This is a genomic window from Gilliamella sp. B2887, assembly GCF_026537015.1.
Classification (GTDB): Bacteria; Pseudomonadota; Gammaproteobacteria; order Enterobacterales; family Orbaceae; genus Gilliamella.
On the sequence record NZ_JAFNMX010000001.1, the window covers coordinates 185059 to 204357 of the forward strand.

Consider the following 19299-nt stretch of genomic DNA (forward strand, 5'->3'; position numbering starts at 1 on the left):
CTTTTATTTTAAGAGCATAATACAACAAAGTCATTAATCATCAAGGAATTACTGTGTTGAAAAAAATTGGAATAATTGGAGCGGGATTTATTGGTCAGGCTTGTACTAAGTTATTTATTCAAGCTGGATATCAAGTCATGATATGCAATTCGCGCGATAAAATAACATTATTTAGCGTAGCAAGCAGTTTGGGATGTAAAGTGGGTAGCCTACAAGAAACCGTTGATTTCGGTGATATTATTTTAGTAGCAATCCCTTTTATCAATTATCAACAGTTACCAACAGATCTTCTCAGTAATAAAATTGTTCTTGATGCTATGAATTATTACCCTGATCGTGATGGACGTATTCAAGTATTAGATACTTTCCAAACGACCACAAGTGAATTAGTCGCCAAACATCTTTATAAATCTAAAATAGTCAAAGTATTCAATGCTATTCTTCAACAGGATATTTTAAAAGATGCCAAACCCAATGATAAAACAAATCGAAGAGCACTTCCCATTGCAGGGAATGATAATTTGGCAAAACAAACTATATTTAAGTTAATTGATCAAGTCGGATTTGACTATATTGATGTAGGAAAATTATCTGAAAGTTGGCGATTTGAGCGTGCTAAACCTGCTTATTGCGTTCCACTAAACCTTGAGCAATTAAAGCTAGCGTTATCTATGGCTGACAGAAAAACTGAACTATCTCATAACTCATGGAAATCTTATATTAAATAGAAATTATTATCATCTTTAATAATGAAAGATGATAATAATTAGTTAATTTAATCATTCATTAAAATTTAAATAACAACTTCAAAAGTGGATATAAAAAATGGTCAAAGCAGATTTAAGATATACTGTCATTACAGGAGCGAGCTCAGGAATAGGTTATGCAACGGCTATTGCATTTGCAAAACGAAATAAACCACTAATTATTATTGCCAGACGGCAAGAGCAGTTAACCTTACTCAAACAAATAATCGCTGATATTAATCCTGAATTAGACGTCATTATAAAAAAATGTGATTTATCTTTATCAAAAAATGTTCATTCACTTTTTACAGATCTAGAGCAATATTTTATTGAAACTTGGATCAATAATGCTGGTTTTGGTCATTATGGTAGTATTGGCGAACAAGATTTAAACAAAATAGAGTCAATGTTACATTTAAATATTGAAGCATTAACAATCTTATCAACGCTCTATGTGCGTAAATATCATGATCAAGCTGGTACACAACTTATCAATATTTCATCAAGGGGTGGATATACTATCGTTCCAAACGCAGTAACTTATTGTGCAACTAAGTTTTATGTCAATGCCTTTACTGAAGGATTAGCACAAGAATTAATAAAGGCTAAAACACAGTTACGTGCAAAAGTTCTAGCTCCGGCAGCAACTCAAACCGAATTTGGTCAAAAAGCTAATAATGTTGATAAATATGATTATGATAAAAGTTTTGCAAAATATCATTCTGCTGATCAAATGGCGCAATTTTTATTAGAACTGTATGATAGCGATAAAATCATTGGAGAGATCAATACAAAAGATTTCACATTTTCGTTAAAAGATTGCATATTTCCTTATTCAGGAAATCCTTCAGAAAACCAAAAAAATTAAATTATTTTATTTATTAATAAGAAAATAGAATTTAAATTTTATGCACAAAGAATAATATTTTCATCTCAAATGAAATATTCACGGGTTTAGGGGAATAACAGCATCGATATCCCCCTTGCCATTAGTTGATAGTACCAAACTAAATTTAAAATAATGGTAATAGGATTTATCGTTATATATAACTATTATTAGCTATAACCAACAATAACAACTAAAATCTATAATAAATTTCATATTGAAACATATATTTAAGTAAAATTATAGAAAAGTACTGACTTGTACTTAGACTAAGATCTATGATAACCAAATGTCGATATGTAAAAATCACATTTGGATTAGATTCATCAATGATTCTATTTTAGCAATCCTATCTTCTACTTTTTTAGCTGCACCGTCTAACGAATAACCATCATCCATTAATTCTTGAATAAGAATAATTTTTTTAATATTAGCTAAATCAAACTGGCGAGATTTAGATTGAGGATCAACCGTGTTAATAATACCCTTTTCTTCCCAATAACGTAATTTTCTTACAGGGACTTTTGTCATCTCGGAAACTTCACCAATACCTACAATAACCTTTGATAAAAAGTCATCATATGAATGCTTCAAAGTACCATCTTTCATTACAATTCATCTATTAAATAAAAATTATTAAAACATTTTATAACTCGACATATCGATTAGCAACAAATTATATTTTACTTAAACACTAAATGAATATAGAATACAATAATTGTACTTTAACTACAATCATTGAATATTTGGAGCGCTAGATGAAATTTAAATTAATGATGGGAACTGTATTCATCCCATTGCTCGCACTTGCAGTTGTTACACAACTTTACTTATTTATGCCAGTTTCTACAAATTTAGTGATATTTGTTAAATATGCAACGCCAAATAATATTGGATTATTAACCACTATATTTGGTATTTTTTATGCTTCTGGATTGATCATTTGGGGAAGTCTATCCGATAAAATAGGAAAAGACTTAACATTAATTATTGGTCTTTTGCTGCTTGCCTGTATTAGTTTTATTGTACCGTTATTAAAAAACTACTATTTATTATTATTTGCTCGCGCTATTCAAGGATTTTGCGCTGCTTCCTTTCCACCAGTGGCATTAGCTTGGGTTTCAATAAATTTATCTGAAAGTTCAAAACCTATAGCGATATCAATGATAAGTTGTACATTTTTACTTGCTGCAACTGTAGGTCAATGGCTTGGTTCTTTTTTAATTTCTAATTCTCTTTATTGTTCAATGTGGTTTTTAGGAAGCGTATATATTTTTGGTGCCACTATTTTTTACATTTACCGTTCAAATATCAAACAAGACAATCAAGTGTTGACAGATATTTCATTACTCACCATTTTTTACAAACTCCCTAACCTATTAACCAATAGAAAACTATTTCCTATATATGTTTGCTCACTATTTGTTTTACTTAGCTTTGTCACACTTTATTTTTTGTTACATCGTAGTCCACTGATGATTTATGTTCCAATACTTAGAAATATTAGTGTTTTTGCCCTGCTTTTTAGTTTAACAGCTAGTTACTTATTTAAAGTAATTGAACCAGTGTTTGTACTAGCCATATCACTTTGTCTAATGGCTGTATCACTATTGATACATATGTTCTTTTTAAATGGTCAATTAAATAATGTGTTTATTTTATATCTCTTTCATTTTATTTTGATTATTGCTCTTGCGTATGCTGTTCCCTCAATGATTATATGTGTCGCTTTGCAAGCAGAGCTTAAAGATCGCGGTATTGCAACATCATTATATACCTGCATTTTATTTATTGGTGCAAGTTTAGGATCCTACTTACCAACTTTGATTAATCCGCTTATTTTAATAATAGCGCTTGCTATTTTACTTTTAATTTGCTCATTACAACTTATCTTTAATTTACAACTTAATCGTTAAAGGCATTAATTCATCATGACATTTTTTATCAAATTCATATTTATATTCAGCAGTTTTTACTCGACCTGCTATGCTCATGAATTGAGCCACAAAAAGGAAAATACCATGACCTCAACACAATCAAAAAAATTAAGTACGCTACTCACACCAAATTTATCTAAGTTATTACTTAATGAGGAACTTGATCTCAATTTAGTTTTAACACACAAAGGAATGCATAATGAACAATCTATTAATTTATATCGTTTTGAACCACAAACAACCATGCAACTCGATAGCCAGCACATCTCTTTTTTATTGAATGATACTGGTAAATTACAAGGTTTTGTCAGATTATTACCTCAATATCAATCAACCGAACAACGGGTTGCAAAAGATACAGCTTTGGCAATCACGCAAAAATTTCTTGAAGTTTATTCCCCTGATTTATTAGAAAACTATGAAAATAAATGGATTGATGTGCATGATGAAAATATTATCATTAATGGAAAGAAAATTACATTAACTGGCATGAAAGTTAAATGCCGTGATTTGAATACAGGACTTTATTTTTGGACAATTATCGCACCAGATGAGACAGTAATGGTATTTGAAAGAGATATCAAATGGGATTTTATTCGAGCGGGTCGACAAACGCAAAAATGGTTACATGATAGTTGGTTAAGTAAACATTTATAATAAAAAAAGAAACTTAAATCAATATTACTTTAATAAATCAATTCATTTTTTATACTTAAACGTATATATAACCTCAAACATCTTAACAAGAATATTGACTTGTTAAGATGTTATTTAAAAATACAGATATGAATTATGAAATTCGCATACCTGGTTTTGCTCCACTATCCGGTGATAATAGATAAACACCGTCACTATCGTCTTTACTACTTGCACAAAGCACCATACCTTCTGATACACCAAAACGCATTTTACGAGGGGCTAAGTTAGCAATCATAATTGTCAAACGACCAATTAAAACTTGAGGATCAGGATAAAATTGTTTTATTCCCGAAAATACATTACGCGTTTCATCACCAATATCAAGTGTTAATTGTAATAATTTATCTGAACCTTCCACAAAAGTAGCATTCTTGATTAAGGCAACGCGCATATCAACTTTAGCAAAATCATCAAATTTAATGGTATCAGCAATTGGTTCAGCTACTTTTTCTTTAGCAGATGCAGTAGATGTCGTTAATTCTTTAGTTTCTTCAATCATTGCAGTAATTTTTTCCATATCAATACGGTTAAATAACGCTTTAAAGCGATGAATAGTATGTCCAATTAAAGGTTTATCAATACTGTACCATTCTAATTGACTATTTAAAAACTCTTCAGTACGTTGCGCTAACGATGGTACAACGGGTTTTAAGTAAGTCATTAGAATGCGAAATAGAAAAATACCCATTGAACAAATATCTTGTAAAACTTGATCTTGTCCTTCTTGTTTAGCCACAACCCATGGTGCTTTTTCGTCAATATAGCGATTGGCTTCATCAGCTAATGCCATAATTTCGCGAATAGCTTTACTTGATTCACGATGTTCAAAGTAATTGGCAATGACGTTAGCTTTTTCAACAAATTGTGCATATAGCTCTGGTTCTGCAACTTTATCAGATAATTTGCCATCAAAACGTTTACTAATAAATCCAGCCGAACGTGATGCGATATTCACAACTTTATTAACTAAATCACTATTAACACGTTGCACAAAATCTTCTAAATTTAAATCAATATCATCAATATGTGGTGATAATTTTGCCGCATAATAGTAGCGCAAACAATCTGGATCTAAATGTTTTAAGTAAGTATTTGCTTGAATAAAAGTCCCGCGCGATTTTGACATCTTCGCGCCATCAACGGTAACATAGCCGTGCACAAAAATATTGGATGGTTTACGATATTCGCTACCATCAAGCATAGCTGGCCAAAATAAACTATGGAAATACACAATATCTTTACCAATAAAGTGATAAAGTTCAGTACTAGAATCTTTATTCCAAAACTCATCAAAGATGGGTTTATTATTTTTATTACAATAATTCAAGAAAGATCCCATATAACCAATTGGAGCATCTAACCAAACATAGAAATATTTACCTGGTGCATCAGGAATTTCAAAACCGAAATAAGGGGCATCACGGCTAATATCCCATGGTTGTAAACCTGCTTCAAACCACTCTTGCATTTTATTAGCAACCTGTTCTTGCATTGTACCAGAACGAATCCAAGCTTGTAACATGCCTGAAAAAGCGGGCAAATCAAAAAAGAAATGCTCCGATTCTTTCAAAATCGGCGTTGCACCTGAAACGACAGATTTTGGATCAATCAAATCGGTAGGATTATAAGTAGCACTACATACTTCACAATTGTCACCATATTGGTCTGGTGCTTTACAATGAGGGCATGTACCTTTAACAAAACGATCAGGTAAAAACATGTGTTTTTCTGGATCGAATAATTGTGATATGACTTTAGTTTTAATATAACCGTTAGCTTTTAATCGTTTATATATTTGTTCTGATATTTCGCGATTTTCAGGGCTATGAGTTGAATGGTAATTATCATAACTAATGTTAAATCCAGCAAAATCGCGTTGATGTTCAGTTTTAACTTCTTCAATCATCTGCTCTGGAGTAATACCTAATTGCTGAGCTTTAAGCATAATTGGTGTACCGTGCGCATCGTCGGCACAAATAAAATAAATTTCGTTACCGCGCATACGTTGAAAACGTACCCAAACATCCGCTTGAATATGTTCAAGCATATGACCTAAATGAATTGAACCGTTTGCATAAGGAAGTGCACAAGTCACCAATATTTTGCGTTGCGTTGTCATGTGAATTAATTACCTTTTATTACATAATGGCAGAAATAGTACATCAAACGTGTGATTATCGCCAGATTTATGCCATAATTTGATAAAATTTGTTTATATACTCAATGGTATTGTATAGTGTAAAAGTCATAAATGTTAGATTTATTATGTGTGTAAGATATGTTTCACATTTAATAAATAATGATGTGACTTGAAATATTCTAAAGCCAAAACAATATGAGTATAAGTGAATGCATAACAATTAAGGCTAAAAATCATGGAAGCAAGAAAAATTCTGGAAAATTTTACTCATCCTACCTTACAAAAAAATTTGATTGAACTTGGCGCAGTTAAAACTTGTGAAATAGAAGATCAAATTCTAGTCATTAAGTTAGTTATGCCTTTTGCATGGCAAGTAGCTTTTGATGAACTTAAATCAGCAGTCACACCACAGTTACTTAAACTTACTAATGTTAAAGATGTTAAATGGCAGATTGAATACAATATCGCCACACTTAAACGCGCCAATAACCAACATGCAATACACAATATAAAAAACATTATTGCTATTAGTTCTGGTAAAGGTGGCGTTGGTAAATCATCCACTGCCGTTAATATTGCACTAGCACTACAAAAGCAAGGCGCTACGGTGGGTATTTTAGATGCAGATATTTATGGTCCTTCCATTCCCACCATGTTAGGTACAGAAAAGAAACAACCCTTAACACCAGATAATAAACATATGTCACCCATAATGGCATATGGGCTGGCGAGTAATTCAATTGGTTATCTAGTGGATTCTGATGGTGCAATGGTATGGCGTGGACCTATGGCCAGTAAAGCATTATTGCAAATATTACAAGACACACTATGGCCTGAACTTGATTATTTGATCATTGATATGCCGCCAGGAACAGGGGATATTCAGTTAACGCTTGCACAAAGTATTCCAGTCACTGCAGCGGTCATTGTAACAACTCCGCAAGATATCGCACTGATTGATGCCAAAAAAGGGATTACCATGTTTACTAAAGTTAGCATTCCCACTTTAGGCATTATTGAAAATATGAGTTACCATATTTGTGAAAATTGTGGTCAACATGAAGCCATCTTTGGCGAAGGAGGCGCAAAGCGTCTAGCTGAACAATATCATACAGCATTACTTGGACAGATCCCTTTACACAAAACTCTACGTCAAGATCTTGATACAGGTAAACCCACTGTCATTAATCATCAAGAGAGTGAATTTACCCAAATTTATTGTCAAATCGCAGGTCGTATTGCGAGTGAACTTTATTGGCAAGGTCAAGCCATCTTACCAGATATATCTTTTAAAGCACTTTAATATACAAAAAATATATTGGCTTTTAACGACTAAAAGCCAATATCAAGATAGATTAAAAGAATGCAGTAAAATAAAAACCCTCTTTAGAGTTGATACTCACTATTTCAAATGGCTAAATTCCTCTTTAGCTTTAGCTAGCTGTTTATTAAACTCCCCATTGGTATGTAGCTGTGCAACAACAGCAGCTGCCATCACTTTAGCTGCATCAATATCACTTTGCCAATGATAACCACAAATGACTCGACTTTCCCCAATTTCATAACCACGTTTTAAAATCTCGTTTTGGCGTAGTGGGTTTATTTCTGCAAGCACTAACGAAATAGCAAACCCCAAAGTAGTATGCCCTGAAGGATAAGAACCATTGGTAGATAATGTTTTCTCATCTTCAGGACGACATGTTGGTTCATTGAAAAAAGCAAATGGACGAACTCGATTATAATAAACTTTTGCTGACCGAGTAGCAAGATCCCCTGCATCTTCTTTCATTGTCGTGATAAGCTTGTAAATTTCTGGTGTTGAAGTACTTGAAATCTCATAACCAAAAGAGGGGGAAAATCGTTTAGTAACATTATTTTTCGTCGCATCAGCATCTAAATATGCCTGATGCCCTCGTTCAGTATTACGAACAGACTTCCCCCAGTCATATTGGGCTTTATCCCTAAGAAATTCAATACTATTGTAAGATGGTGGTTGAGGCAAAAGTAGCAAACTATCTGGAGCCTGATCAACTTTAAGGTAATAATCTTCCGGATCGGTTGTTACATCTTTTGCTTCAATGGCGAACACATTTGTACATAACAAAGAACAAATGATAATACTCTTTACAAAAACTTTTTGCATACTTATCTCCTCAATAAAAAAATAATATTTGAAATTTAATCATTTATTTAATAACATAAATTTACTTATTCATTTTTTTAAAGTGATATAAAGCATTTATATTAGATCGATAAATCGCTGCTTAATAAGACTGGCTTTTGTATAAATTGGAACTTATATTAATAAATCATGATATTTGATGATGTGACAACAGTCACATTTCAATATCTAACGATCAGTCCTACTGAATTTAAAAATTTTATAAGGAGTATCGCTTTGGATTAACCAATTGATAAACGAATATGTCTATCAATTGATTTTTAATTTATATTACACAAAGATTTTGTCGCGAAACATAAAAAACACAGCACCGAGCAAACATAAACCAGCCCATATAAAATCAGTTTTAAAAGGCTCTTTTAGGATATAGATTGAAAATGGAATAAAGACAGATAAACTAATAACTTCTTGAATAATTTTTAACTGCCCAGTAGTTGCTATTTGAAAACCAATACGATTAGCTGGAACTTGCAATAAATATTCAAAAAGCGCAATTCCCCAGCTAATAAACACCGCTATAATCCAAGTTTGATTATGCAAAAAGCGTAGGTGTCCATACCAAGCAAAAGTCATAAAAATATTACTTAAAATGAGTAAACTGACCGTGATAATAAGTGGGTTCATAATAATCACTAGTATATTAAAATAAGGGTATAATATTATATACCTTTGAATAAAAAATATGCAAAATGACAAGGTTGATTTTTGTTTTATTACATAACAATTAACAAATTTAATAATAAAATCAATTGTGTATTTCAATGCATAATAAATTATTGATACTAATTGCTGCTAATTTTATAGTTAATGAAAAATATCATTCCCATCAACTCGACACAAAGGAAACCATTATGCAAAGAAGAGTAAATCAAGTTACTATGAAAGGTCATCCGATTACATTGCTCGGACCAGAAATCAAAGTTGGTGATCAAGCGCCCGATTTTGTTGTCGAAAATATAGAAATGCAGCCAGTTAAATTATCGGATTTCAAAGGTAAAGTCAGAATTATTAACTCCGTACCATCCATTGATACTTCAGTATGTAGCGCTCAGGTGCACCGTTTTAATGTTGAAGCGACAAAATTAAAAGATACCACTATATTTTCAGTCAGTGTCGATTTACCTTTTGCATTAAATCGTTATTGTGCAGCAGACGGAATTGACTCAGTTAACATCACATCGGATCACAAAACTCTCGATTTTGGATTAAAATATGGAGTCGTAATTGAAGAAAAGCGTTTATTGGCGCGTGCGGTATTTGTTGTTGATAAAAATGATAAAATTGCTTATGTTGAATATGTAAAAGAAACCTCAAATGAACCTGATTACGATAAAATATTGAACGTAGTTAAAACACTGTGATAAAAATTAGAACCATAATGATGTTTATGCCACCTTATTTCATTAGGTGGCGTTTGAAATTAAGATTTATCTTTCCTATATATGTAACAATGGTTAAGATTCAGTTATAATTACCAATAATCAATTTATCCCATCTTTAAGTAAAATCATGAATAATGCTAAAAAGCGCTCTCGGATCTGGTCGTCGATTCTTTGTTTAGCTTTTGCTGGATTTATTTTCAATACTACCGAATTTGTACCGGTAGGTTTACTGCCTAATATTGCGGAAAGTTTTTCAATGGATGTAGCTCATGCTGGGTTATTATTAACTATATATGCTTGGGCTGTATCATTACTGTCGTTACCATTGACAGTATTAACATCCAAAATGGAGCGTCGCAAACTCCTTATTTTTTTGTTTTGTTTATTTATTGGAAGCCATATATTAGCTGGCTTTGCATGGAATTTCTATAGTTTAATGACAGCGCGCATTGGTATCGCTTGTGCACATGCAGTATTTTGGGCTATTACCACACCTTTAGCTGTTCGATTGGCACCAAATGGCAAAAAAGCCAAAGCGATGAGCTTTATTGTAATAGGCACATCAATGGCAACCGTGCTCGGTATTCCGATAGGTACCAAAATAGGAGAATTAGTCGGTTGGCGTATCACGTTTTTATGTATCGGTGGCATTGCCTTTGGAATTTTAGTTTTATTGCTTTACTTGCTCCCCAAAGTACCAAGTATTAATACCATTTCACTCAAAGATTTGCCAAAGGTGTTAAAACGTCCAGCTTTACTCAATATTTACTTGTTAACGGCTATTATTATCACTGGACATTTTACTGCCTATACTTATATTACTCCATTTATGATGAAGGTAGGTGGATTCAGTCAAGAAATTGTTGTCCATCTATTATTAATTATTGGATTTTCAGGCATGATTGGCAGTGTTATTTTTACTCGATATGCAAGTAAATACCCAACAGCAATATTAGTTGGACCCATGATATTATTAATGGCATGCTTATTATCACTCTACTTCTGCACATTTAGCCTTTACACCGCGATGGTGCAAGGCGTGATATGGGGATTATCAATCACCATTATTGGTATGGTAATGCAAAGTAAAGTAATCGATATCGCGCCAGATGCCACCGATATAGCTACGTCTGTTTATTCTGGGATTTATAATATTGGAATCGGAGGAGGAGCCTTTGTTGGCAGCCAAGTATTAGTAAAACTGTCTACCCATTACATTGGGTTGGTTGGTGCTATTTTTGTTATTTTAGCGTTACTACTTTTTTTCTTGTTATCCAAAAAAACCTGGTAAAAGCAAATAAGCACTGGTTATACCAGCGCTTATTAATTTTGTTAATTGATGCGATAACATTCATCACTGTTGACTAAGTGCTTCTAACTGCTCCCAGCGGTCGAACACAGCTTCTAATTCGACTTCTTTATCACTTAATGATTGTAAAATTTGATTCGTTATATCATGAGGTTGATTAAAAAAGTCATTTTGACCAATTTGCTTTTGTAAATCAGCAATTGCTATTTCAAGCTGTTCTATTTTACTTGGTAATTGAGCTAATTCACGTTGTTCGTTATAGCTAAGTTTCACTTTCTTTTTAACTGCAAAATCTTTATTTTGGTTATTAATCGTTTTTGATTCTTGTTTAGTTTGTTGACTACTAGTATTTATTTTTAAAACTTTAACAGGTTGTGCCTGCTGCTGTTGTTGTAAAGCATCAGCATAGCCTCCTGAATAAATACCAATATTCCCTTTATCTTCAAAAAACCAACATTGTGTTACAACATTATCAACAAACTGCCGATCGTGGCTTACCAATAAAACGGTTCCTTGATAATCATTGACTAATTCTTCTAATAATTCTAGCGTTTCAATATCTAAATCATTTGTTGGTTCGTCCAACACTAATAAATTGCTGGGTTTTAAAAACAGTTTTGCCAATAACAATCGATTACGTTCACCACCAGATAACGCCCTTACTGGCGTTCTAGCTCTTTTTGGCGGGAATAAAAAGTCCTGTAAATAACCCAATACATGACGTGAACGACCATTTACCATCACCTCTTGCTTGCCTTCAGCCAAGTTATCCATCACTGTTTTTTCTGGATCAAGCTCCAAACGATACTGATCAAAATAGGCAACCTCAAGCTTAGTGCCACAATGCACACTACCTGATGTAGGTATTAAATTGCCAAGCATCAATTTTAACAATGTAGTTTTACCAATACCATTAGGGCCAATCAGTGCAATTTTATCGCCTCTCAAAACTTGTACTGAAAAGTCATTGATCAACAATTTATCTTCAACTTGGTAAGTCACATTTTCTAATTCAAAAACGATTTTTCCTGAACGTAATGCTTCCTCAATTTGCATTTTAGCTTTTCCCATCACTTGGCGACGCTCAGAATACTCTTGTCGCATTGCCTTTAATGCTCGTACTCGACCTTCATTACGGGTGCGACGTGCTTTGATACCTTGACGGATCCATACCTCTTCTTGAGCTAATTTTTTATCGAATTCGGTATTTTGTAGTTCTTCAACACGCAATGCTTCTTCTTTACCAAGTAAGTAATTATCATAATTACCACTCCAAGAAGCGATTTTGCCACGATCTAAATCAATAATCCGTGTTGCCATTTGACGAATGAACGAACGGTCATGCGAAATAAATACAATGCTACCATTAAAACTTTTTAAAAATTCTTCTAACCATTTGATAGTTTTAATATCTAAATGGTTAGTTGGTTCATCTAGTAATAAAACTGTTGGCTGACAAACCAAAGCTTTAGCTAAAGCCGCTTTACGCAACCAACCTCCAGAAAGTGATGATAATTGAGCTTCACTATCAAGTGATAATGATGAAATCACATTACGAATCCGATTTTCAAGTTGCCAACCATTTTGGTGATCTAACTGCTCTTGCATTTTAGCTAATTTTGTTAAATTACTTTCACTGGGTTCTAGCTCAACTCGACGCGATAATTCGTGAAAGTTCTTTAATAACTGCGATTGTTCTTGTAATCCTTCTGCCACAAAATCAAATACATTACCTTGGATATCACGAGGAGGATCTTGTTGTAAGCGTGATACGATAACGTTAGTTTCATAAACAATTTGCCCTTCATCCAATGGTACTTCTTTATTAAGTACTTTAAGTAAAGTGGATTTACCTGCACCATTACGACCAACAAGACAAACACGTTCGTTGGCTTCTATCGCCATATCAATATGATCCAATAGTGGTGCATCACTAAATGAAAGATAAGCATTGGTAAGATTAATTAATGACATATTTATGATTTTTATTTGGATATTAAATAATAAAGCGTTATTCTATCACAAAGTTGTGAAAGGCAACTAAAATTCAACTTACAAAGAATATAAAACCCTTACAAAATCAGAATTGTGTTTCTCTTCGATAACAGAAACAAATGCAACGATATTTATTGATAATTTTAGTTTAAAAAATTTATTACCAATTGAATATGCAAATAATATGTTGGTACGGAGGTTATTTATGAGTCATATGTGGACATTCCAACGGGTCGGTGGATTAGATCAAGTTGTATTTAAAAACGCTAGCGACATTATCAATCTACCTGATTTAGATCCTAAATTATGGGTAGCATTAAGTTGCCCAACTACAGGGTTAGATTTTGATAAACGAACCTTAGCTTTACTTGATACAGACCAAGACGGACGCATTCGTATACCGGATATTTTAGATGCAATTAGTTGGACCAAAGACAAAATATTATCGTTTGGCAGTATTTTACAATCCTCTAACACATTACCATTATCTGAAATCAACACCTCAACAGAACAAGGTAAAAAACTTTCCGTTACTGCACACAGCATTCTTGCGAATTTAAACAAACATGATATAAATTATTTAACTCAAGAAGATGTGCAAGATTCGATAAAAATTAATGCAGGTAAGCTTTACAATGGTGATTTAATTTTTCCATCTTCTGCCGAGTTATCACCTGAAATGCAAACATTCATTCAAACGGCAATTAAAACAACCGGTGCCATGAAAGATATGAGTGGGCAAGATGGCATTAACTTAGAGATTGCGCAAACCTTTATGGATAATCTTAAAACTTGGCAGCTGTGGCAAACTGACATTAGCAACACCCAAACTCCATTTGGTGAAAACCGAGCAGAAATTTGGAAATTAGTCCAACTTTTAAAACCCAAAATTGATGATTATTTTCTACGTGTTGAATTGGCCGAATATGCTCCACAAGCACAAACAGCGCTCAATGTAGACGAAAAATATATTGTCCCTAACGAAAATGGTTTACTCTCAGATGAAGCTTTATCTGAATTACCTTTATCAAAAATTGACTCCACCCGTTATCTTGATTTAGTCAATGGGCTAAATCCGCTTTGGAAAGAAAAAATTACTCGTTTTAAAACCTTAGTTTCCTCATCATTATCTAATCCTGACCAACTAACCCAACAAGAATGGCAAAATATTCAACACAGCTTACAAGAATACACTACGTTGATCAGTTCAAAACCAGAACTTGTACAATTAAATGTTGCTATCGAGCCAACAGCGAGTATAGAAGACATTCACAATGATGTTATCTCCAGATTGTTAAACTCAGATTTATTAATAGAATTCAAGCAAATGGTTGAGCAAGATAACCAAACCCCTATTTCAGCATCCGATGTGCTGGTGCTTGAAAAGTTAGTTTTGTTTCATAAACATCTTTATCGCTTACTGGTTAATTTTTCCTCGTTTGCTGATTTCTTCTCGCCCGAAAAAAGAGCTGCTTTTCAGCTAGGTAAACTGTATATTGATGGTCGCTGTGCTACCCTTTGTGTCGCCGTCGATAACATTGCCAAACATGCCAATATGGCAAATTATTCTGAGCTTTGTTTACTCTATTGTGAATGTACCCGTCATGGTGAAAAGAAACTGATTGCAGCGGCAATAACCGCTGGACAAGGTGATTTATTGATTGAAGGTCGTAATGGTGTGTTTATTGATAATGAAGGGAATGATTGGGATGCCAATGTGATTAAAATGATCACCAAACCTATCAGTATTCAACAAGCCATTTGGGCTCCATATCAACGTTTTGGTCGTTTAATTACCGAACAAATTAACAAATGGGCAACGGATAAAGATGCCGATATCGAAAAGTCTAGCGAACAAGCCTTACAAAATCCTGCTAATAAATTCGATATTGGTAAAAGCATGGGGATTTTTGCTGCAATTGGTTTAGCTATTGGAGCTATTGGTACAGCATTAGCCTCTATTTTTCAAGCAATCTTTTCGCTCGCTTGGTGGCAATTCCCATTAGTTATTTTTGGGCTATTTTTGATTGTCTCTGGACCTTCAGTAATCTTAGCATGGCTAAAACTACGCCGTCGTACACTTGGACCCTTACTCGAAGCATCAGGCTGGGCAATAAATGGACAAGTGAAAATTAACTTAATGTTAGGCGGATTGCTCACGAGCAAAGCCGAACTACCTAATAATGCTAAACGAAATTTGCGTGATCCCATGAAACAGAACAATCATAGGCTCATCGCTATTTTTTGGTTAGCCATATTATTAGGTGTGGGGATTAGCGGTGGCTGGCTTTGGCATAAAGGTTATTTAAACAAATTTATTGAACCACAACATCATATTCAACAAAATGTGCAACAACAATCACACATTCATAATAATAACAACGTAAGTGAAAATCATAAAAAAATGAAATGACTATCGGAGATTCAAGCCGATAGCCAATACAAACTTTGCCGACTGATTATGTCGGCAAAAGTTAACTAAATAACAGTCAATCAGTGTTGATAAACGGGTAAACGACGACAAACAGCTAATACTTTAGCTTTTACGGTTTGAATAGTTTGCTCGTCATCAATGTTATCTAAAACATCACAAATCCAATTTGCCAACTCACGTGATTCTGCTTCTTTGAAACCTCGGCGAGTGATGGCTGGTGAACCGATACGTACGCCTGATGTCACAAATGGGCTTTGCGGATCTTTTGGTACACTGTTTTTATTTACCGTAATATTCGCGCTACCTAATGCGGCGTCAGCTTCTTTACCTGTAATTTTTTTATCCACTAAATCAATTAAAAATAGATGATTTTGCGTTTCACCTGAAACCACTTTATAACCACGTTTTAAAATAACATCAACCATGGCTTGCGCATTTTTTATTACTTGATGTTGATATTCTTTATAGGCTGGTTCCATCGCTTCTTTTAAAGCTACCGCTTTGGCGGCAATTACGTGCATTAAAGGTCCCCCTTGAGCCCCAGGGAAGACAGATGAATTTAATCTTTTATAAAGATCGTCACTACCGCCTTTGGCTAAAATTAACCCCCCACGAGGTCCGCCTAATGTTTTATGAGTTGTCGTAGTAACTACATGAGCAAAAGGTACTGGGTTAGGATATACACCTGCGGCAACTAAACCAGCAACATGAGCCATATCCACAAACAAGAACGCACCGACACTATCAGCAATCTCGCGCATGCGCTTCCAATCGACCACACCTGAATAAGCAGAAAAACCACCAATAATCATTTTAGGTTTTGAATCTAAAGCTATTTTTGCCAATTGTTCGTAATCAATATGTCCAGTTTCGTCAACACCATAAGCGACTACATTATATAATTTACCTGAAAAACTGACTGGTGAACCATGTGTGAGATGCCCGCCTTCTGACAAATTCATACCTAGCACCGTATCACCTGGTTTTAATAATGTCATATAGACAGCAAAATTAGCCTGTGAACCTGAATGCGGTTGCACATTAGCATAGTCAGCACCAAACAACGTTTTTGCTCGCTCAATAGCTAACCGCTCAACAATATCAACGTATTCACAACCGCCATAATAACGTTTACCTGGATAACCTTCGGCATATTTATTGGTTAATTGCGATCCTTGTGCTTGCATTACGCGAGGACTGGTATAGTTTTCGGATGCGATTAGCTCAAGATGATCTTCTTGACGTTGTTCTTCACCTTTGATGGCATTCCATAATTCTTTATCATAATTGGCAATGGTCATATCTTTACTGAACATATTGGCTCCTTGTTAATAATTGCATTCACCATTAAGCATAACTGCACTTATTGGTTTAAAAACACATCATCAGCAATTATCCTCACTTAATCAGCATATTATTTCAATCTTTTTTTTGGATTATAAAAAAATTTTATATTAAAACGGTAGTTAAATACGACAGTTTTTATTGCTGGTTTCATCTGTGAAAACTTACTTTAAATTCAATTGTTTTATCAATTATCTTTTGACAAAACAAATTTTACTTAAATTCTGTAAACAAAAATCAACAACATTTCTTGAGTCACCTAGTTAGAATCACTTTAGGTAATCATTTGATAGCTTTTGCCATCATCATAAAAACAAAATTATATAATTGCGTCTAAATACACTTTTTTCTAATCGTGTTATTGGTATTCATTTTTTTCTAATGCCAATAATTTTATTTTGGTTTTGAAGAATTCAAATCCCCCATAGCGATAATGTCTTCATTCGCATCCATCTCGCTGCTTGATTCATAGATTTATGTGAACAGTCAAGTCCTTTAACAAAGGAGAGTAATGAAATAAATATAAACAAGATAAAGATAGTTAACTTCTTCATAGTTATTTCTTTTATTTAATGAAGTTAATAGTAGAACTGAAAAAGTTAATTGCCATTTATTTCATTAATTAACATAAATGAATTTTGTGTTTAGACTATACAAAAATGAAAGATTAAGTAATCATCAAAATAATATAAAAAATCAATTTTAATTATTTTGAATGTCACAAAATTGCAATAGCACTTTTTTATTTATTAATATTATGTATATACTGTTGCTAAAATTGATTATTGAGTAACACGTTTTATGCCCTTATCTACGCTCGTTATTTTGCCTTTTTTAATATTAACCATTACTTTTGCTTCACTTTTTCAACAAAAAAAATGGCAATTACTGATTATTGTCTTAATGACAGTTTTCATCGTGATGGAACTCACCTCTGTCTATTTTAGTGGTGGTTTTATTAACTATCAGTTTTTTGTGAATTTAAATGTAAATGATATCATTGAAGGTTTGTTCATTTTTAAACTGCAAGCGGTACTAGTTATTGCTGTCTTTTTTGGGTTGGTATTTATATTGTCAAAATTGGCCAATCTATACAAACGTAAATGTCGGTTATTTATTCGCTTATTATTTGCCGGTTTTGCCATCATCTCAATAAGTTACCCTAACGGTCCTTTAAGTCGTTTGTATGAAATATATCAAGTAACGAGTGCTCCTCATAAACCGTTTCAACAAGCGCTACAATCATTAAATATGATTGACTATCCAACCAAAGATCAAATTGTAAGCCAAAAGGGCAAAAATATTATCGTATTGTCTCTTGAATCTTTTGAACAAGGCTTTTTGGATTTTGAAGAAATTACACCCAATCTACGACAATTACGCCAAGATTATACCTTCTTTGCTAATATGCCAATGAGTACGGGCAGCAGTTGGACTACCGCTTCAATGTATACTTATATGACAGGCATGCCATTTCTAATTGGAGGATACACAACCTCACCATTAATGAAAGCAAACCAAACACAATTAGTAAGCTTGGGGGATGTACTTAGACAGGCAGGCTACCAAACACGTTATGTAATGGCGGGTCCTAACTTTGCAGGAATTGGGCACACAGCTGGATTATTTGGTATGCAAATTGTCTCCGAAGAAACTTATGTTGGTCAATATCCCAATGCCCCATTTGGATTATACGACAAGGATATTTTAGATATAGCTCAAAAACAGATTATTGAGATGAACAGCTCAGGTAAGCCATTTGCTTTATTTATTTCAACAGTTTCAACTCATGCGCCTAATGGCTTCAATGATGAACGCATGCAATCAGTCATATCACCTAAAGATGATAATATGTCATTTGTCGCTGCTTCGCTCGATTATAATGTTGGACAATTTATCCGATATTTAAAAGATAATGGATTATTGGATAACACTGTGTTTTATATTTTCCCCGATCATTTAATGATGGGTGCAGGCACTGCAACAATTAATCGCTTATCCCAAAAAGAGCGCAAACTTTACCTACTCACCAATGCTAAAACTGAAAATTTACATAAAACACCCGATCAAGTCATTTACCAAATTGATCTACCTCGTTTAATTTTAAATGGTGCGCAAGTTGAGAGTAATGCTAAATTTTTAACTGATTACCTAACCGAGCCCAATTTAAATAAAAAACAATTTATTGAGCAATATAAATCAAAAATTGCAACGATAAATAATTCTGCACAAGTATTTAAATAGG

At 33.6% G+C, this 19299-nt stretch carries 15 protein-coding genes; 9 read left to right on the forward strand and 6 right to left on the reverse strand.

Annotated features, from left to right (window positions below; genetic code table 11):
- Positions 1-53 precede the first annotated feature (53 nt).
- Both J3U13_RS00825 and J3U13_RS00830 read left to right on the forward strand, forming a co-directional pair.
- On the forward strand, positions 54-728 hold the full coding sequence (locus J3U13_RS00825) for an NADPH-dependent F420 reductase (RefSeq protein WP_267339493.1): 675 nt from the start codon (positions 54-56) through the stop codon (positions 726-728).
- A 97-nt stretch (positions 729-825) separates the two neighbouring features.
- Entirely contained in the window at positions 826-1614 is a 789-nt protein-coding gene (locus J3U13_RS00830; protein WP_267339494.1) for an SDR family NAD(P)-dependent oxidoreductase, read from the forward strand.
- 324 nt (positions 1615-1938) lie between these two features.
- Here J3U13_RS00830 and J3U13_RS00835 read toward each other — a convergent pair whose 3' ends face one another.
- Positions 1939-2226, reverse strand: a complete 288-nt coding sequence (locus J3U13_RS00835; RefSeq protein ID WP_416380328.1) for a MerR family transcriptional regulator — start codon at positions 2224-2226, stop codon at positions 1939-1941.
- Between the two features lie 164 nt (positions 2227-2390).
- Between J3U13_RS00835 and J3U13_RS00840 the strand changes: the two genes are divergently transcribed.
- Complete coding sequence (locus tag J3U13_RS00840) at positions 2391-3548, forward strand: MFS transporter (protein WP_267339496.1); 1158 nt, start codon at positions 2391-2393, stop codon at positions 3546-3548.
- 105 nt (positions 3549-3653) lie between these two features.
- A complete protein-coding gene (locus J3U13_RS00845) occupies positions 3654-4226 on the forward strand; it encodes a hypothetical protein (RefSeq protein WP_267339497.1) in 573 nt (190 codons plus the stop codon).
- Between the two features lie 133 nt (positions 4227-4359).
- On the opposite strand, the gene metG is transcribed toward J3U13_RS00845, so the two are convergent.
- Positions 4360-6387, reverse strand: coding sequence for a methionine--tRNA ligase (gene metG / locus J3U13_RS00850; protein ID WP_267339498.1), 2028 nt, complete (start codon positions 6385-6387; stop codon positions 4360-4362).
- A gap of 256 nt (positions 6388-6643) precedes the next feature.
- Here metG and apbC point away from each other — a divergent pair, with 256 nt between their 5' ends.
- Positions 6644-7711, forward strand: coding sequence for an iron-sulfur cluster carrier protein ApbC (apbC, locus tag J3U13_RS00855; protein WP_267339499.1), 1068 nt, complete (start codon positions 6644-6646; stop codon positions 7709-7711).
- 99 nt (positions 7712-7810) lie between these two features.
- On the opposite strand, the gene J3U13_RS00860 is transcribed toward apbC, so the two are convergent.
- Positions 7811-8551 carry an acid phosphatase gene (locus J3U13_RS00860; protein ID WP_267339500.1) on the reverse strand — a complete coding sequence of 247 codons (741 nt, stop codon included), beginning with the start codon at positions 8549-8551 and terminating at the stop codon, positions 7811-7813.
- Between the two features lie 309 nt (positions 8552-8860).
- Positions 8861-9214 carry a DMT family protein gene (locus tag J3U13_RS00865; protein ID WP_267339501.1) on the reverse strand — a complete coding sequence of 118 codons (354 nt, stop codon included), beginning with the start codon at positions 9212-9214 and terminating at the stop codon, positions 8861-8863.
- 227 nt (positions 9215-9441) lie between these two features.
- Between J3U13_RS00865 and tpx the strand changes: the two genes are divergently transcribed.
- Both tpx and J3U13_RS00875 read left to right on the forward strand, forming a co-directional pair.
- Positions 9442-9951 (forward strand): thiol peroxidase, encoded by a 510-nt coding sequence (tpx, locus tag J3U13_RS00870; RefSeq protein ID WP_267339502.1) that lies wholly within the window; start codon positions 9442-9444, stop codon positions 9949-9951.
- A 148-nt stretch (positions 9952-10099) separates the two neighbouring features.
- Entirely contained in the window at positions 10100-11263 is a 1164-nt protein-coding gene (locus tag J3U13_RS00875) for a sugar transporter (RefSeq protein ID WP_267339503.1), read from the forward strand.
- Positions 11264-11326: 63 nt separating this feature from the next.
- On the opposite strand, the gene J3U13_RS00880 is transcribed toward J3U13_RS00875, so the two are convergent.
- Complete coding sequence (locus J3U13_RS00880; RefSeq protein ID WP_267339504.1) at positions 11327-13255, reverse strand: ABC transporter ATP-binding protein; 1929 nt, start codon at positions 13253-13255, stop codon at positions 11327-11329.
- 226 nt (positions 13256-13481) lie between these two features.
- Here J3U13_RS00880 and J3U13_RS00885 point away from each other — a divergent pair, with 226 nt between their 5' ends.
- Complete coding sequence (locus J3U13_RS00885) at positions 13482-15689, forward strand: hypothetical protein (protein ID WP_267339505.1); 2208 nt, start codon at positions 13482-13484, stop codon at positions 15687-15689.
- A gap of 80 nt (positions 15690-15769) precedes the next feature.
- On the opposite strand, the gene glyA is transcribed toward J3U13_RS00885, so the two are convergent.
- Positions 15770-17026 (reverse strand): serine hydroxymethyltransferase, encoded by a 1257-nt coding sequence (glyA, locus tag J3U13_RS00890; protein ID WP_267339506.1) that lies wholly within the window; start codon positions 17024-17026, stop codon positions 15770-15772.
- An 829-nt stretch (positions 17027-17855) separates the two neighbouring features.
- On the opposite strand from glyA, the gene J3U13_RS00895 reads away from it, so the two are divergent.
- Complete coding sequence (locus J3U13_RS00895) at positions 17856-19298, forward strand: LTA synthase family protein (RefSeq protein WP_267339507.1); 1443 nt, start codon at positions 17856-17858, stop codon at positions 19296-19298.
- The last annotated feature ends 1 nt before the right edge of the window (position 19299 follow it).

What these genes read in the sequence shown, in the direction of transcription:
- J3U13_RS00830 (WP_267339494.1), top strand. Translation starts at nt 826, where the DNA reads ATGGTCAAAGCAGATTTAAGATATACTGTCATTACAGGAGCGAGCTCA.
- J3U13_RS00840 (WP_267339496.1), top strand. Translation starts at nt 2,391, where the DNA reads ATGAAATTTAAATTAATGATGGGAACTGTATTCATCCCATTGCTCGCA.
- J3U13_RS00845 (WP_267339497.1), top strand. Translation starts at nt 3,654, where the DNA reads ATGACCTCAACACAATCAAAAAAATTAAGTACGCTACTCACACCAAAT.
- metG (WP_267339498.1), bottom strand. Translation starts at nt 6,387, where the DNA reads ATGACAACGCAACGCAAAATATTGGTGACTTGTGCACTTCCTTATGCA.
- apbC (WP_267339499.1), top strand. Translation starts at nt 6,644, where the DNA reads ATGGAAGCAAGAAAAATTCTGGAAAATTTTACTCATCCTACCTTACAA.
- J3U13_RS00860 (WP_267339500.1), bottom strand. Translation starts at nt 8,551, where the DNA reads ATGCAAAAAGTTTTTGTAAAGAGTATTATCATTTGTTCTTTGTTATGT.
- J3U13_RS00865 (WP_267339501.1), bottom strand. Translation starts at nt 9,214, where the DNA reads ATGAACCCACTTATTATCACGGTCAGTTTACTCATTTTAAGTAATATT.
- tpx (WP_267339502.1), top strand. Translation starts at nt 9,442, where the DNA reads ATGCAAAGAAGAGTAAATCAAGTTACTATGAAAGGTCATCCGATTACA.
- J3U13_RS00875 (WP_267339503.1), top strand. Translation starts at nt 10,100, where the DNA reads ATGAATAATGCTAAAAAGCGCTCTCGGATCTGGTCGTCGATTCTTTGT.
- J3U13_RS00880 (WP_267339504.1), bottom strand. Translation starts at nt 13,255, where the DNA reads ATGTCATTAATTAATCTTACCAATGCTTATCTTTCATTTAGTGATGCA.
- J3U13_RS00885 (WP_267339505.1), top strand. Translation starts at nt 13,482, where the DNA reads ATGAGTCATATGTGGACATTCCAACGGGTCGGTGGATTAGATCAAGTT.
- glyA (WP_267339506.1), bottom strand. Translation starts at nt 17,026, where the DNA reads ATGTTCAGTAAAGATATGACCATTGCCAATTATGATAAAGAATTATGG.
- J3U13_RS00895 (WP_267339507.1), top strand. Translation starts at nt 17,856, where the DNA reads ATGCCCTTATCTACGCTCGTTATTTTGCCTTTTTTAATATTAACCATT.